Raw genomic sequence first — 16,220 nt, forward strand, 5'->3', positions numbered from 1 at the left:
ATTACACCCCTTCTGCGACGTAGCGGGCGATGATGTCGCCCATCTCATCGGTACTGACTGCGGCTGCGCCACGGGCTAAGTCACCGGTGCGGATACCTTCTTCTAACGCGCGATTAATCGCGCTTTCTATCGCGGTTGCGGCGTCATTTGCGTCCAGACTGTAGCGCAACAGCAGTGCCAGAGAGAGGATTTGCGCAATCGGATTGGCAATGTTTTTCCCGGCGATGTCTGGCGCCGAACCTCCCGCAGGTTCATACAGACCGAAACCGTGTTCATTCAGGCTGGCGGAAGGCAACATGCCCATGGAGCCGGTGATCATGGCGCATTCGTCAGACAGGATGTCGCCAAACAGGTTGGAACACAGCAGCACGTCGAACTGAGACGGATCTTTGATCAACTGCATCGTGGCGTTGTCGATGTACATGTGCGCCAGTTCAACGTCCGGATACTCTTTCGCGATTTCATTGACGATTTCACGCCACAGAATGGAGGTTTGCAGCACGTTCGCTTTATCAATCGAGGTCACTTTATGACGGCGCTTACGTGCCGACTCAAAAGCAATGTGCGCAATACGCTCGATTTCAAAGCGGTGATAGACCTCGGTATCAAAGGCTTTTTCATACTGGCCGTGACCTTCACGGCCTTTTGGCTGGCCGAAATAGATCCCGCCGGTTAACTCGCGCACGCACAGAATGTCGAAACCGTTGGCGGCAATATCCGCACGCAACGGGCAAAATGCCTCCAGTCCTTGATACAGTTTGGCTGGGCGCAGGTTGCTGAATAATTTGAAATGTTTACGCAACGGCAGTAAGGCGCCACGCTCAGGTTGCTGGTCCGGCGGCAGTTTTTCCCATTTTGGACCGCCGACCGAGCCAAACAAAATGGCGTCCGCTTGCTCGCACCCTTCAACCGTGGCCTGCGGCAGCGGCTGACCGTGATTGTCGATGGCGGCGCCGCCTACGTCGTAATGGCTGGTGGTAATGCGCATGGCAAAGCGGTTGCGAACGGCGTCCAGTACTTTCAGGGCTTGCGCCATCACTTCCGGGCCAATACCGTCGCCCGGCAAAACAGCAATATGGTAATTCTTCGACATCACACGGTTTCCTTGTTGTTTTCGTTGTTCTGAGCTTTGCGTTGCAACTCTTTTTCGACTTCAGCCGCACGCCAGATGTTGTTCAGGACGTGCACCATCGCTTTGGCGGAGGATTCGACGATATCTGTCGTCAGGCCGACACCGTGGAAACGGCGACCGTTATAGTTGGCGACGATATCCACCTGGCCCAGCGCATCTTTGCCATGGCCTTTTGCCGTTAAGCTGTATTTCACCAGCTCGACGTTGTAATCAGTGATACGGTTGATGGCCTGATAGATAGCATCAACGGGACCGTTGCCGTTGGCCGCTTCTGCCTTCACCTCATTACCGCAGGCCAGCTTGACGGACGCCGTGGCGATATCGTTCGAGCCGGACTGCACGTTGAAATAATCCAGACGGAAATGCTCCGGCTCTTCCTGCTGTTTGTTAATAAAGGCCAACGCTTCCAGGTCGTAGTCGAATACCTGACCTTTTTTATCTGCCAGTTTCAGGAACGCGTCATACAGATTGTCCAGGCTGTATTCGTCCTCTTTATAACCCATTTCATCCATACGGTGTTTTACCGCCGCGCGTCCTGAGCGTGATGTCAGGTTCAACTGAACCTGATTCAGACCGATAGATTCCGGGGTCATGATTTCGTAGTTTTCACGATTTTTCAGCACGCCATCCTGATGGATGCCGGAGGAGTGGGCAAAGGCGCCGCTGCCGACAATCGCTTTGTTCGCCGGAATCGGCATGTTACAGATTTGGCTGACTAACTGGCTGGTACGCCAGATTTCCTGATGATGAATGCGGGTCTGTACGTTCAGGATATCTTTACGCACTTTAATCGCCATGATCACCTCTTCCAGTGAACAGTTACCGGCACGTTCGCCGATACCGTTCATGGCGCCTTCGACCTGACGCGCTCCGGCATGCACCGCTGCCAGCGCGTTACCCACGCCCAGACCTAAGTCATCGTGCGTGTGTACGGAGATGATGGCTTTATCGATATTAGGAACTCGCTCATACAGCCCGGAAATAATACCGGCAAACTCGAAGGGCATGGTGTAACCGACGGTGTCCGGAATATTAATCGTTTTTGCTCCGGCGTTAATGGCCGCTTCTACCACGCGAGCCAGATCGGCAATCGGCGTGCGGCCCGCGTCTTCGCAGGAGAATTCCACGTCATCAGTGTAATTGCGCGCACGTTTAACCATGTAAACCGCGCGTTCAATGACTTCGTCCAGCGTGCTGCGTAATTTGGTGGCGATATGCATCGGCGAGGTGGCGATAAACGTATGGATACGAAACGCCTCTGCGACTTTCAGCGATTCCGCCGCGACATCAATATCTTTTTCTACGCAGCGGGCCAGAGCACACACACGGCTATTTTTGACCTGGCGCGCGATGGTCTGTACAGACTCAAAATCGCCAGGGGAAGAGACAGGAAAGCCGACTTCCATCACGTCAACGCCCATACGCTCGAGAGCCAGGGCAATCTGCAGTTTTTCTTTCACGCTCAGGCTTGCCTGTAACGCTTGTTCACCGTCGCGTAATGTCGTATCGAAAATAATGACTTGCTGGCTCATGGTTTAGGTCCTTGTCTCTGAGAGCGCCTTGCACCAGGCATAAAAAAACCCGCGCAACGGCGCGGGTTTTTTGTCTTACTGGAAGATGACTTAATGTTGAATGTCGCTCACCAGTCTACCGCGCAACGAGGATGCGTTTAGTAGTAGTAGGCTGAGGAGACGAACGTTACGAATCATTAATCAAACTCCAGGTGAAAGCGATATGCTTTTAGTGGTACTGGATACGTTGTCTAATGTCAACCCTGTGTCCTGTAAAATGCCGCTGTAACGCGGAGGATTTTGTTTTTTACTTTAGCTAATTGTGCTGAGCATTTAGTCCAATAAAGGACAAATTAGTTGTTGGGTGTTCATACTTTTCATTGTTTGAAACAATTGGGTATGATTTTTTTCATTTGCCTGTGAGGAAAGGTCTTTGGAAGGTATTGTAAAGGCGTTGCTTATCTTTATGATTTACATTGTTTTTATATTCCCAGCGAATGGGTTCTTATCCTATCCATCATTATATTGATAAATTAATGTTAAGAATAAGGGTTCTGTTAATATAAATATTTAATTAAAACTTAAATGATCATTAACTGAATGCCTGATTGTATATTCGCCTGGCTTATGGTTATATTGCTTTCGTAATTTGAATCTTATGAACTATTGGGTGTGACATTCATCACGTTATGTTTGCCATATCTATCACCGTTTTCTAAACGATGCCTTTATGTTTTCCTAATTTTTATATTTTTCTTTTTCTTATTTTATATGCATGGTAAATGATATTTTTGAATTTATTTCTGCATTCCCCAAGGAAAAGGAAGTGTAGTGTGATAGTGGAGTTAAATATGCCAGAGGTAAAAAATAAACCGCATCTTTTAGAGATGGGGAAGCCGCAACTTAGAATGGTTGATCTCAATTTATTAACCGTTTTTGATGCGGTGATGCAGGAACAGAATATCACGCGAGCAGCACATTCTCTGGGGATGTCACAACCTGCGGTGAGTAACGCAGTCGCGCGCTTAAAAGTCATGTTTAATGACGAATTATTTGTTCGGTACGGGCGCGGAATTCAGCCGACAGCACGCGCATTTCAGTTATTCGGCTCCGTTCGGCAGGCGCTGCAACTGGTGCAGAATGAATTACCGGGTTCGGGCTTTGAACCTACCAGCAGCGAACGTGTGTTCAATCTATGTGTCTGCAGTCCGTTGGACAATATTCTGACATCTCTTATTTATAATCGTGTAGAACAAATTGCCCCGAATATACATGTTGTTTTTAAATCATCACTAAATCAGAACACAGAACATCAATTACGTTATCAGGAAACGGAATTTGTTATTAGCTATGAGGAATTTCGCCGTCCCGAGTTCACCAGCATTGCGTTGTTTAATGATGAGATGGTATTAGTTGCCAGCAGAAAACACCCGCATATCAATGGTCCATTGCTGGAAAGCGATGTGTATAATGAACAACACGCTGTTGTTTCTCTTGATCGCTTTGCTTCTTTTAGTCAACCCTGGTATGACTCGGCGGATAAACAAGCCTGTGTCGCCTATCAAGGTATGGCGATGATCAGTGTGCTTAATGTTGTTTCGCAAACACATCTGGTTTCTATTGCTCCCCGCTGGCTGGCAGAAGAATTTGCCGATTCACTGGAATTACAAATATTACCTTTGCCGTTAAAGCTGAATAACCGGACGTGTTATCTTTCCTGGCATGAAGCTGCGGGTCGCGATAAAGGACATCAGTGGATGGAAGAGTTATTGGTTTCTGTCTGCAAGCGATAAAACAATTGGGCAGGATAAATCAGAGTGAGACATCTGGTTTATTCTGCATTTTTTAATAAGTGTGAAATTTTATACTGAATTCGCTTTCAGGCCTCATTTTTAACATCCCGAAAAATAGAGAAATTGCGATAACTCCTCATTTTTAAGCGATTAATTGTCACCATGAATGCGTAACATAGTGTAATCCGCCATTAAACCCATTCATTCTTCTTATTTATTCTGATCTCACTCCGTTTGCGGGCGTCTGCCCGAATTGCCTGCATAAGGGCAAGCGGTTAATGTGTTTAACAAATGTTATTCATCATACAGTGAGGCAAGCCATGGAGATGTTGTCTGGAGCCGAGATGGTCGTGCGATCGCTCATCGATCAGGGCGTGAAACAGGTTTTCGGCTATCCTGGGGGCGCAGTTCTCGATATTTATGATGCACTGCATACGGTAGGGGGGATCGATCACGTCCTGGTGCGTCATGAGCAGGCAGCCGTGCATATGGCGGATGGTTTGGCACGAGCGACCGGCGAGGTTGGCGTGGTGCTGGTGACTTCAGGTCCCGGCGCGACAAATGCGATTACGGGCATTGCTACGGCCTATATGGATTCGATTCCGCTGGTGATCCTGTCCGGCCAGGTGGCGACCTCGTTGATTGGCTACGATGCGTTTCAGGAATGCGATATGGTGGGGATCTCCCGCCCGGTGGTAAAACACAGTTTCCTGGTCAAGCAGACGGAAGATATTCCTCAGGTGCTTAAAAAGGCGTTTTGGCTGGCGGCGAGTGGGCGACCTGGTCCTGTCGTGGTGGATTTACCGAAAGATATTCTAAGCCCGGCGAAAAAACTCCCTTATGTCTGGCCGGACGCCGTCAGTATGCGTTCGTATAATCCGACGACGACGGGACATAAAGGGCAAATTAAGCGAGCGTTGCAAACCCTGGTGGCAGCGAAAAAACCGGTGGTCTACGTGGGCGGTGGGGCGATAAATTCAGCCTGCCACGAGCAGCTACGCCAGACAGTTGAGACGCTTAATCTCCCGGTTGTCTCTTCATTAATGGGACTTGGCGCATTTCCGGCAACGCATCAACAGTCCTTAGGTATGTTGGGTATGCATGGTACGTATGAAGCGAATATGACCATGCATAACGCGGATGTGATTTTTGCAGTAGGTGTTCGGTTCGACGATCGCACCACCAATAACCTGGCAAAATATTGTCCGAATGCGACCGTTTTACATATTGATATCGACCCTACGTCTATCTCAAAAACTGTGACAGCCGATGTGCCTATCGTGGGCGACGCGCGTCTGGTACTGGAGCAGATGCTGGAATTGCTACCGCAAGAGTCCTCAGCACAGCCGTTGGATGACATTCGCGACTGGTGGCAACAGATTGAGCGCTGGCGCGCCCGCCAGTGTCTGAAATATGACACGCAAAGTGAGAGTATCAAACCGCAAGCGGTGATTGAGGCAATCTGGCGTCTTACCAAAGGTGAGGCGTACGTCACTTCCGACGTCGGTCAGCACCAGATGTTTGCCGCGCTTTACTATCCGTTTGATAAACCGCGCCGCTGGATTAACTCCGGCGGGCTGGGCACCATGGGATTTGGTCTGCCTGCCGCGCTGGGGGTGAAGATGGCTCTGCCCGAAGAAACGGTCGTTTGTGTGACCGGTGACGGCAGTATCCAGATGAACATCCAGGAGCTGTCGACCGCGCTGCAGTATGAATTGCCTGTTCTGGTACTCAACCTGAATAACCGATATTTGGGGATGGTCAAACAGTGGCAGGACATGATCTACTCGGGGCGGCATTCACAATCTTACATGCAGTCATTGCCTGATTTTGTGCGTCTGGCGCAAGCCTATGGTCATGTTGGGATCCAGATTAACCATCCGGGCGAGCTGGAAAGCAAACTGAGCGAGGCCCTGGAGCACGTGCAGAACAATCGCCTGGTCTTCGTCGACGTGACGGTAGACGGCAGTGAGCATGTCTACCCTATGCAGATTCGCGGGGGCGGGATGGATGAAATGTGGTTAAGCAAAACGGAGAGAACCTGATTATGCGCCGGATATTATCTGTACTGCTGGAAAACGAGTCAGGGGCATTATCGCGCGTGATCGGCCTCTTTTCTCAGCGTGGCTACAATATTGAAAGCCTGACCGTCGCGCCGACTGACGATCCGACGTTATCGCGTATGACCATCCAGACGGTGGGCGATGAAAAAGTCCTCGAACAAATCGAAAAACAATTGCACAAGTTGGTCGATGTGTTGCGGGTGAGCGAGCTTGGGCAAGGGGCGCACGTTGAACGTGAAATCATGCTGGTGAAGATTCAGGCCAGCGGCTACGGGCGCGAAGAGGTCAAGCGCAATACTGAGATCTTCCGTGGACAGATCATCGACGTCACTCCGTCTATTTATACTGTTCAACTGGCGGGTACCAGTGAAAAACTGGATGCTTTCCTGGCAACGTTGCGCGAAGTGGCGAAGATTGTCGAAGTTGCGCGTTCAGGCGTGGTCGGCCTTTCGCGCGGCGATAAAATCATGCGTTAAGGAATACCTTACGCCTATTTCACAGGCCCAACATTACCGGTTGGGCCTTTTTTTGCGAAATCCGCAATAACCAGAGACAAAAGCGGTTGCCGCAGTGCTTATTCTGCGATTAGATGTTAATTAATTTTACCCATGCCGTCTCAGTGGTTATGGTTTGTACTTTTTACGCAAGGGGCAATTGTGAAACTGGATGAAATCGCTCGGCTAGCCGGTGTATCGCGAACAACTGCAAGCTACGTTATTAACGGAAAAGCAAAGCAATATCGCGTGAGCGACAAGACCGTTGAAAAAGTCATGGCGGTGGTGCGCGAGCATAATTATCACCCCAATGCTGTGGCTGCCGGGCTGCGTGCGGGACGCACTCGCTCTATTGGCCTGGTCATTCCTGACCTTGAGAACACAAGTTATACCCGCATAGCAAATTATCTGGAACGTCAGGCGCGCCAGCGGGGTTATCAACTGCTGATCGCCTGTTCTGAAGATCAGCCGGATAACGAAATGCGCTGTATCGAACACCTTTTGCAGCGCCAGGTGGATGCGATTATTGTCTCCACTTCTTTACCGCCGGAGCATCCTTTCTATCAGCGCTGGGCGAATGATGCTTTCCCAATTGTCGCGCTGGATCGTGCCCTCGATCGTGAGCATTTTACCAGTGTCGTTGGCGCTGACCAGGATGATGCGGAAATGCTGGCTGGAGAGCTTCGCAAATTCCCTGCGGAAACGGTGCTCTATTTAGGTGCGCTGCCAGAACTCTCGGTAAGCTTCCTGCGTGAGCAGGGATTCCGTACCGCGTGGAAGGATGATCCGCGTGAAGTGCATTTCTTGTATGCCAACAGCTACGAGCGGGCTGCCGCGGCGCAGCTGTTTGAAAAATGGCTGGAAACGCACCCGATGCCGCAGGCACTGTTTACCACCTCTTTTGCGTTGCTGCAGGGCGTAATGGATGTGACATTGCGCCGCGATGGAAAATTACCCTCCGAACTGGCTATCGCCACTTTTGGTGATAATGAACTGCTCGATTTTCTGCAATGTCCGGTGCTTGCCGTAGCGCAACGCCATCGTGATGTCGCCGAGCGTGTTCTTGAGATTGTTCTGGCGAGTCTGGATGAACCCCGTAAGCCAAAACCGGGTTTAACCCGGATCAAACGTAATTTGTATCGCCGCGGCGTCCTCAGCCGTAGTTGAGTTAATACCCCCGCGCCAGAAAATGCTTAGGTGCGGGGGAAATAAAAAAAACGGAAATCAATAACCGCATCAGAATTAAGATTATTCCTTAAAGTCTTCCTGCGATGTCTTATAAATAATGCTGATTGTACTCTCGCAAACATTTTTCAGGTTATTGGGTGGTAACGGCAGATTGCTCTTGTATTATTTTGTTACATGGTTGTGGAGATTCGCCGAATTAACAAACACTTTCCTTCCCTGTTGTGGTAACGCATCGTACTCCTTGGCTACAAGGGGCATAGCGACCCATAAACAGGTACTGTTATCCCGCTGCAATATGTCCTAAAATGCCGCTCGCGTCGCAAACTGACACTTTATATTTTCTTCAGATGGTATTGAGTCGTTTTAAACGGTGATGAGTTTTTGTTTTTTTTTCTTACAAATATTCATGATGTTAATTTGCTTCGTTCGTTGGACGTAATTTAATCAACGCTGATATTAGCCGTAAACATTGGGTTTTTTGCTCCGGTAAGCGTTGCTACTGGCTTGACAAGCTTTTCCTCCGCTCCGTAAACTCCTTTAAGTGGGATTTTGTGGGATAAAGTGGTAATTGGGGGTGAGGCTGGCATGTTCCGGGGAGCAACGTTAGTCAATCTCGACAGTAAAGGGCGCTTATCTGTGCCTACCCGTTACCGGGATCAACTGATCGAGAGCGCTACCGGTCAAATGGTGTGTACCATTGACATTCATCACCCGTGCCTGCTGCTGTACCCCCTGCCTGAATGGGAAATTATCGAGCAAAAATTATCGCGTCTGTCGAGCATGAATCCGGTTGAGCGCCGCGTGCAGCGCTTACTATTGGGACATGCCAGCGAATGTCAGATGGACAGTGCCGGTCGTCTATTGATCGCGCCGATTCTGCGGCAACACGCCGCACTGACGAAAGAAGTGATGCTGGTTGGACAGTTCAACAAATTTGAACTGTGGGATGAAACGACCTGGTATCAACGGGTCAAGGAAGATATCGACGCTGAGCAGTCTGTTACCGAAACCTTGTCGGAGCGACTGCAGGACTTGTCTCTATAATGATGATGGAAAATTTTAAACATACAACGGTGCTGCTGGACGAGGCCGTAAACGGTCTGAACATTCGCCCCGACGGCATTTACATTGATGGGACATTTGGTCGCGGTGGTCACTCACGTCTGATCCTTTCGCAACTTGGCGACAACGGACGTTTACTGGCAATCGATCGCGATCCGCAGGCTATTGCCGTTGCCCAAACCATCAATGACCCCCGCTTCTCCATCATTCATGGACCTTTCTCTGCGCTGGCTGAGTATGTCGCTGAGCGTGGACTGACCGGTAAGATCGACGGAATACTTCTCGATCTTGGCGTCTCTTCTCCGCAACTTGATGATGCCGAACGCGGTTTTTCCTTCATGCGAGATGGTCCGTTGGATATGCGAATGGACCCCACGCGTGGTCAGTCTGCCGCCGAATGGCTGCAAACGGCTGAAGAAGCGGATATCGCCTGGGTTATCAAAACGTTTGGCGAGGAGCGTTTTGGTAAACGCATTGCCCGCGCCATTGTTGAGCGTAACCGCATTGAACCGATGACCCGCACTAAAGAACTCGCCGAAGTGATTGCGGCAGCGACGCCGGTGAAGGACAAACACAAACATCCCGCGACCCGTACCTTCCAGGCGGTGCGCATTTGGGTGAACAGTGAACTAGAGGAGATAGAGCAGGCGCTAAAAAGCTCGCTCAGCGTGCTGGCCCCAGGCGGGCGACTTTCCATCATCAGTTTCCACTCGCTGGAAGACCGCATTGTGAAGCGCTTTATGCGTGAGCAAAGCCGCGGTCCGCAAGTACCGGCAGGATTGCCGATGACGGAAGAACAGCTCAAAAAACTGGGTGGTCGCGAGTTGCGAGCGTTAGGCAAGTTGATGCCGGGCGAAGAAGAGGTGGCAGAGAATCCACGTGCCCGTAGTTCAGTTCTGCGAATTGCAGAGAGGACGAACGCATGATCAGCAGAGTGACAGATGCCCTCAGCAAAGTTAAGGGATCAATAGGAAGCAACGAGCGTCATGCTTTGCCTGGCGTAATCGGTGACGATCTTTTGCGGTTCGGGAAGCTGCCACTCTGCCTGTTCATTTGCATCATTTTGACCGCGGTGACTGTCGTCACCACGGCGCATCACACGCGACTATTGACCGCGCAGCGAGAGCAATTGGTTCTGGAGCGGGATGCGTTGGATATCGAATGGCGCAACCTGATCCTTGAAGAGAATGCGCTCGGCGATCATAGCCGGGTGGAACGGATCGCAACGGAAAAACTGCAGATGCAGCATGTTGATCCCTCACAAGAAAATATCGTAGTGCAAAAATAAGGATAAACGCGACGCATGAAAGCAGCGGCAAAAACGCTCAAACCAAAACGTCAGGAAGAACAGGCCAACTTTATCAGTTGGCGTTTTGCGTTGCTGTGCGGCTGCATTTTACTGGCACTGGTTTTTCTGTTGGGTCGCGCGGCCTGGCTGCAAATCATCGCGCCGGATATGCTGGTGCGCCAGGGAGACATGCGTTCTCTGCGTGTGCAGGAAGTCGCAACATCACGCGGAATGATCACCGATCGTTCTGGTCGCCCGCTGGCAGTGAGTGTCCCGGTAAAAGCTATCTGGGCGGATCCGAAAGAGTTGCATGATGCAGGCGGCATTACGCTGGATAATCGCTGGAAAGCGCTGGCTGACGCGCTGAAAATGCCGCTCGATCAACTGGCGGCACGCGTTAACGCGAATCCTAGAGGCCGCTTTATTTATCTGGCGCGTCAGGTAAACCCGGATCTTGGCGATTACATCAAAAAACTGAAGCTTCCCGGTATTCATCTGCGCGAAGAATCCCGCCGTTACTATCCTTCCGGAGAAGTGACCGCTCACCTCATTGGTTTTACCAACGTCGACAGTCAGGGTATCGAAGGCGTTGAAAAGAGCTTTGATAAATGGCTTACGGGCCAGCCGGGCGAACGCATCGTGCGTAAAGATCGCTATGGCCGCGTCATTGAGGATATCTCTTCTACCGACAGTCAGGCGGCGCATAACCTGGCGTTGAGCATTGATGAACGCTTACAGGCGCTGGTGTATCGCGAACTGAATAACGCGGTGGCCTTTAACAAGGCGGAGTCGGGTAGCGCCGTGCTGGTGGATGTGAATACCGGTGAAGTGCTGGCGATGGCGAACAGCCCCTCCTACAACCCGAACAACCTGACCGGCACGCCGAAAGACGCGATGCGTAACCGTACTATCACCGACGTGTTTGAGCCGGGTTCAACCGTCAAACCGATGGTGGTGATGACCGCGCTACAACGCGGCGTCGTGCGTGAAAATACCGTACTCAACACGATTCCCTACCGAATTAACGGTCACGAAATCAAAGACGTGGCGCGTTACAGCGAACTGACCCTTACCGGGGTTTTACAGAAGTCGAGTAACGTCGGTGTTTCTAAGCTGGCGTTAGCGATGCCGTCCTCAGCGTTAGTAGATACTTACTCACGTTTTGGGCTGGGAAAAGCGACCAATTTGGGGTTGGTCGGAGAACGCAGTGGCTTATATCCTCAAAAACAACGGTGGTCTGACATAGAGAGGGCCACCTTCTCTTTCGGCTACGGGCTAATGGTAACGCCGTTACAGTTAGCGCGAGTCTATGCAACGATTGGCAGCTACGGCGTCTATCGCCCACTCTCAATTACCAAAGTTGACCCGCCCGTTCCGGGCGAGCGTATCTTCCCGGAATCTACGGTTCGTACCGTCGTACACATGATGGAAAGTGTGGCGTTACCGGGGGGCGGCGGTGTGAAGGCCGCGATCAAAGGGTACCGCATCGCCATTAAAACCGGTACGGCAAAAAAAGTCGGGCCGGACGGGCGCTATATCAATAAATACATTGCTTATACCGCAGGCGTTGCGCCTGCGAGTCAGCCGCGCTTTGCACTGGTTGTTGTTATCAACGATCCGCAGGCGGGTAAATACTATGGCGGCGCCGTTTCTGCGCCGGTCTTTGGTGCCATCATGGGGGGCGTACTGCGCACCATGAACATCGAACCGGACGCACTGGCAACGGGCGAGAAAAGTGAATTCGTAATTAATCAAGGCGAGGGAACAGGTGGCAGATCGTAATTTGCGCGACCTTCTTGCTCCATGGGTGCCGGGCGCACCGGAGCGAGCTCTGCGGGAGATGACACTCGACAGCCGTGTGGCTGCATCGGGCGATCTCTTTGTGGCAGTGAAAGGTCATCAGGCGGACGGGCGTCGATATATCCCGCAGGCGATAGCGCAAGGTGTGGCTGCCATTATTGCAGAGGCAAAAGATGAGGCAACCGACGGTGAGATCCGTGAAATGCACGGCGTTCCGGTCATCTACCTCAGCCAGCTCAACGAGCGTTTATCTGCACTGGCTGGCCGCTTCTATCACGAACCCTCTGAAAGAATGCGTTTGGTGGGCGTGACCGGCACGAACGGTAAAACGACGACCACCCAGTTGCTGGCGCAATGGAGCCAATTGCTCGGCGAAACCAGCGCGGTGATGGGAACGGTAGGCAATGGTCTGCTGGGTAAAGTGATCCCGACGGAAAATACCACCGGTTCAGCGGTTGATGTCCAGCATGTGCTGGCGGGACTGGTAGAACAGGGCGCGACACTCGGCGCGATGGAAGTCTCGTCTCATGGCCTGGTGCAACACCGCGTCGCAGCGCTGAAATTTGCAGCGTCAGTCTTTACCAATTTAAGCCGCGACCACCTTGACTATCACGGTGACATGGAGCATTACGAAGCCGCGAAATGGCTGCTGTACTCCACGCATCACTGCGGCCAGGCGATCATTAACGCCGATGACGAAGTGGGGCGTCGCTGGCTGGTGAAACTGCCAGACGCCGTTGCTGTTTCGATGGAAGACCATATTAATCCCAACTGTCATGGTCGTTGGTTGAAAGCGGTTGAGGTGAATTATCACGACAGCGGCGCAACCATTCGCTTTGCGTCCAGTTGGGGTGAAGGCGAGATTGAAAGCCGCCTGATGGGCGCGTTTAACGTCAGCAACCTTCTGTTGGCGCTGGCCACGCTGCTGGCGCTGGGCTATCCGTTGGCAGAACTGCTAAAAACAGCCTCCCGCCTGCAGCCCGTTTGCGGCCGCATGGAAGTCTTCAGTGCGCCGGGTAAACCGACCGTCGTGGTTGACTACGCCCATACGCCGGACGCGCTGGAAAAAGCGCTCGAAGCGGCGCGCCTGCATTGTGCAGGAAAATTGTGGTGCGTCTTCGGCTGCGGCGGCGATCGCGATAAAGGCAAACGTCCGTTAATGGGTGCGATTGCTGAACAATTTGCAGATGTGGCTGTAGTGACTGACGACAACCCGCGTACTGAAGAGCCGCGTGCCATTATCAACGATATTCTTGCCGGAATGCTGGACGCCGGGCATGCGAAGGTGATGGAAGGTCGCGCCGAAGCGGTTACTAACGCCATTATGCAGGCGAAAGAAGACGACGTCGTACTGATTGCAGGTAAGGGCCATGAAGATTATCAGATCGTCGGCTCTCAGCGTCTCGACTATTCCGACCGCGTGACTGCCGCGCGTCTGCTGGGGGTTATCGCATGATTAGCGTAACGCTCAGCCAACTGGCCGGGGTTCTGCATGGCGAGTTGCATGGTGCCGATCTAACGCTGGATGCGGTAACGACCGATACGCGTAAATTGACGCCGGGCTGCTTGTTTGTCGCGCTGAAAGGCGAACGCTTCGACGCCCACGATTTTGCTGATAAAGCGAAAGCGGGCGGCGCGGGGGCGTTACTGGTCAGTCGTCCGCTGGATATCTCCCTTCCGCAACTGATTGTCAAAGACACTCGTTTGGCGTTTGGTGAACTGGCAGCGTGGGTCCGCGCGCAGGTTCCGGCTCGCGTGGTGGCATTAACCGGTTCATCCGGTAAAACATCTGTTAAAGAGATGACTGCGGCCATTCTGAGTCAGTGCGGAAACACCTTATATACCGCTGGCAATCTGAATAACGACATCGGCGTGCCGATGACGTTATTACGTCTGAATCAGGATTATGACTATGCGGTGATTGAATTAGGCGCTAACCACCAGGGTGAAATTGCCTGGACCGTCGGCCTGACGCGTCCGGAAGCGGCGCTGGTGAACAATCTCGCGGCTGCGCACCTGGAAGGGTTCGGCTCGCTGGCAGGCGTGGCGAAAGCCAAAGGTGAGATCTTCAGCGGCCTGCAGGAAAATGGCATTGCCATCATAAATGCGGATAACAACGACTGGCTGAACTGGCAGGGTGTTATCGGCAATCGTAAGGTCTGGCGCTTTTCGCCCAATGCCGCCAACAGTGATTTTACGGCAACCAATATCAACGTGACGCTGCGCGGTACGGCGTTTTCTCTGCAAACGCCAATGGGCAGCATTGATGTTCTGTTGCCATTACCCGGTCGCCACAATATCGCCAATGCGCTTGCTGCGAGCGCGCTGGCGATGGCGGTTGGCGCGCCGCTGGAGGCGATTAAAACAGGGCTGGCTAACTTAACTGCCGTACCTGGCCGTTTGTTCCCAATCCAACTGGCCGAAAACCAGTTGCTGCTTGATGACTCCTACAACGCCAATGTGGGGTCGATGACCGCCGCCGTACAGGTTCTGTCTGAAATGCCGGGTTTCCGTGTGTTGGTGGTCGGCGATATGGCGGAGCTGGGGGCGGAAAGCGAGGCGTGCCATGTGCAGGTCGGCGAGGCGGCGAAAGCGGCAGATATCGATTGTGTATTGAGTACAGGGAAACTGAGCCAGGCCATCAGTAATGCCAGCGGCGTCGGCGAACATTTTGCCGACAAATCTGCGTTGGTAGCGCGTCTTAAGGCGCTGGTTACAGAGCATCAGACAATGACTGTTTTAGTGAAAGGTTCACGTAGTGCCGCCATGGAAGAGGTAGTACGCGCATTACAGGAGAATGGGACATGTTAGTTTGGCTGGCCGAACATTTGGTCAAATATTATTCCGGCTTTAACGTCTTTTCGTATCTGACGTTTCGCGCCATTGTCAGCCTGCTGACTGCGCTGTTCATCTCTTTATGGATGGGCCCGCGCATGATTGCCCGTTTACAAAAATTGTCGTTTGGCCAGGTTGTGCGTAACGACGGTCCGGAGTCGCATTTCAGCAAGCGCGGTACGCCGACGATGGGCGGCATTATGATTTTGACCGCGATTGTCGTTTCTGTGCTGCTGTGGGCTTACCCGTCTAACCCGTATGTCTGGTGTGTGTTGGTCGTGCTGGTTGGCTACGGCATTATTGGTTTCGTCGATGACTATCGCAAAGTGGTACGCAAAGACACGAAAGGCCTGATTGCGCGCTGGAAGTATTTCTGGATGTCCGTCATTGCATTAGGCGTGGCATTTGCCCTCTATCTGGTGGGCAATGATACGCCAGCCACTCAACTGGTGGTGCCGTTCTTTAAAGACGTGATGCCTCAGTTGGGGCTGTTCTACGTTTTGCTGGCGTACTTTGTGATTGTGGGGACGGGGAATGCGGTTAACCTGACCGATGGCCTTGATGGTCTGGCGATTATGCCGACGGTATTTGTTGCGGCCGGTTTTGCGCTGGTGGCGTGGGCGACCGGTAACATGAATTTCGCCAACTACCTGCACATTCCATATTTACGTCATGCCGGTGAACTGGTGATCGTCTGTACGGCGATTGTCGGCGCGGGGTTAGGCTTTCTGTGGTTTAACACCTATCCGGCACAGGTCTTCATGGGTGACGTTGGCTCACTGGCGCTGGGCGGCGCGCTGGGGATTATCGCCGTGCTGCTGCGCCAGGAGTTCCTGCTGGTGATTATGGGTGGGGTGTTTGTGGTAGAAACCCTGTCGGTCATCCTGCAGGTCGGCTCCTTTAAGCTGCGCGGACAACGTATTTTCCGTATGGCGCCGATTCACCATCACTATGAATTGAAAGGCTGGCCGGAGCCGCGCGTTATTGTGCGCTTCTGGATTATTTCGCTGATGCTGGTGCTGATTGGCCTGGCAACGCTGAAGGTACGTTAATC

General features: G+C 52.1%; 14 protein-coding genes. 11 read left to right on the forward strand and 3 right to left on the reverse strand.

The features are described from left to right. Nucleotide 1: 1 nt before the first annotated feature. The 3 genes from leuB to leuL all read right to left on the reverse strand — a co-directional run bounded on the left by leuB (nt 2) and on the right by leuL (nt 2,841). The gene (gene leuB, locus CJP72_RS10975; protein ID WP_162380978.1) at nt 2-1,093 is read right to left on the reverse strand and encodes a 3-isopropylmalate dehydrogenase; all 1,092 of its coding nucleotides are present in this window, start codon (nt 1,091-1,093) and stop codon (nt 2-4) included. Next, the gene (gene leuA, locus CJP72_RS10980) at nt 1,093-2,664 is read right to left on the reverse strand and encodes a 2-isopropylmalate synthase (protein WP_162380980.1); all 1,572 of its coding nucleotides are present in this window, start codon (nt 2,662-2,664) and stop codon (nt 1,093-1,095) included. The genes leuB and leuA overlap by 1 nt, the downstream gene beginning before the upstream one ends. A gap of 90 nt (nt 2,665-2,754) precedes the next feature. Next, on the reverse strand, nt 2,755-2,841 hold the full coding sequence (gene leuL / locus CJP72_RS26315; protein ID WP_162381209.1) for a leu operon leader peptide: 87 nt from the start codon (nt 2,839-2,841) through the stop codon (nt 2,755-2,757). Nucleotides 2,842-3,494: 653 nt separating this feature from the next. Here leuL and leuO point away from each other — a divergent pair. The 11 genes from leuO (at nt 3,495) to mraY (ending at nt 16,218) form a co-directional block, all read left to right on the forward strand. Further along, nucleotides 3,495-4,436, forward strand: coding sequence for a transcriptional regulator LeuO (gene leuO, locus CJP72_RS10990; protein WP_162380981.1), 942 nt, complete (start codon nt 3,495-3,497; stop codon nt 4,434-4,436). 320 nt (nt 4,437-4,756) lie between these two features. Next, on the forward strand, nt 4,757-6,481 hold the full coding sequence (ilvI, locus tag CJP72_RS10995; RefSeq protein ID WP_162380983.1) for an acetolactate synthase 3 large subunit: 1,725 nt from the start codon (nt 4,757-4,759) through the stop codon (nt 6,479-6,481). A 2-nt stretch (nt 6,482-6,483) separates the two neighbouring features. Continuing rightward, nucleotides 6,484-6,975 (forward strand): acetolactate synthase small subunit, encoded by a 492-nt coding sequence (ilvN, locus tag CJP72_RS11000; protein ID WP_162380992.1) that lies wholly within the window; start codon nt 6,484-6,486, stop codon nt 6,973-6,975. A 180-nt stretch (nt 6,976-7,155) separates the two neighbouring features. Then, nucleotides 7,156-8,160 carry a catabolite repressor/activator gene (gene cra / locus CJP72_RS11005; protein WP_162380994.1) on the forward strand — a complete coding sequence of 335 codons (1,005 nt, stop codon included), beginning with the start codon at nt 7,156-7,158 and terminating at the stop codon, nt 8,158-8,160. A 606-nt stretch (nt 8,161-8,766) separates the two neighbouring features. Next, nucleotides 8,767-9,225: a division/cell wall cluster transcriptional repressor MraZ gene (gene mraZ / locus CJP72_RS11010; protein WP_162380996.1), complete on the forward strand. Its 459-nt coding sequence runs from the start codon at nt 8,767-8,769 to the stop codon at nt 9,223-9,225. A gap of 2 nt (nt 9,226-9,227) precedes the next feature. After that, nucleotides 9,228-10,169: a 16S rRNA (cytosine(1402)-N(4))-methyltransferase RsmH gene (gene rsmH / locus CJP72_RS11015; RefSeq protein ID WP_162381211.1), complete on the forward strand. Its 942-nt coding sequence runs from the start codon at nt 9,228-9,230 to the stop codon at nt 10,167-10,169. Then, nucleotides 10,166-10,531 (forward strand): cell division protein FtsL, encoded by a 366-nt coding sequence (gene ftsL / locus CJP72_RS11020; RefSeq protein WP_162380998.1) that lies wholly within the window; start codon nt 10,166-10,168, stop codon nt 10,529-10,531. Before rsmH ends, ftsL begins: the two co-directional genes overlap by 4 nt. A 15-nt stretch (nt 10,532-10,546) precedes the next feature. Next, the gene (gene ftsI, locus CJP72_RS11025; RefSeq protein WP_162381000.1) at nt 10,547-12,313 is read left to right on the forward strand and encodes a peptidoglycan glycosyltransferase FtsI; all 1,767 of its coding nucleotides are present in this window, start codon (nt 10,547-10,549) and stop codon (nt 12,311-12,313) included. After that, nucleotides 12,300-13,787, forward strand: coding sequence for a UDP-N-acetylmuramoyl-L-alanyl-D-glutamate--2,6-diaminopimelate ligase (gene murE, locus CJP72_RS11030; RefSeq protein WP_162381002.1), 1,488 nt, complete (start codon nt 12,300-12,302; stop codon nt 13,785-13,787). Before ftsI ends, murE begins: the two co-directional genes overlap by 14 nt. Then, entirely contained in the window at nt 13,784-15,142 is a 1,359-nt protein-coding gene (gene murF, locus CJP72_RS11035; RefSeq protein ID WP_162381004.1) for a UDP-N-acetylmuramoyl-tripeptide--D-alanyl-D-alanine ligase, read from the forward strand. Before murE ends, murF begins: the two co-directional genes overlap by 4 nt. After that, nucleotides 15,136-16,218 (forward strand): phospho-N-acetylmuramoyl-pentapeptide-transferase, encoded by a 1,083-nt coding sequence (gene mraY, locus CJP72_RS11040; protein WP_162381006.1) that lies wholly within the window; start codon nt 15,136-15,138, stop codon nt 16,216-16,218. Before murF ends, mraY begins: the two co-directional genes overlap by 7 nt. Nucleotides 16,219-16,220: the final 2 nt, after the last annotated feature.

Origin of the sequence: Citrobacter sp. NCU1 (assembly GCF_010231475.1) — a bacterium.
Lineage (GTDB): Bacteria > Pseudomonadota > Gammaproteobacteria > Enterobacterales > Enterobacteriaceae > Citrobacter_D.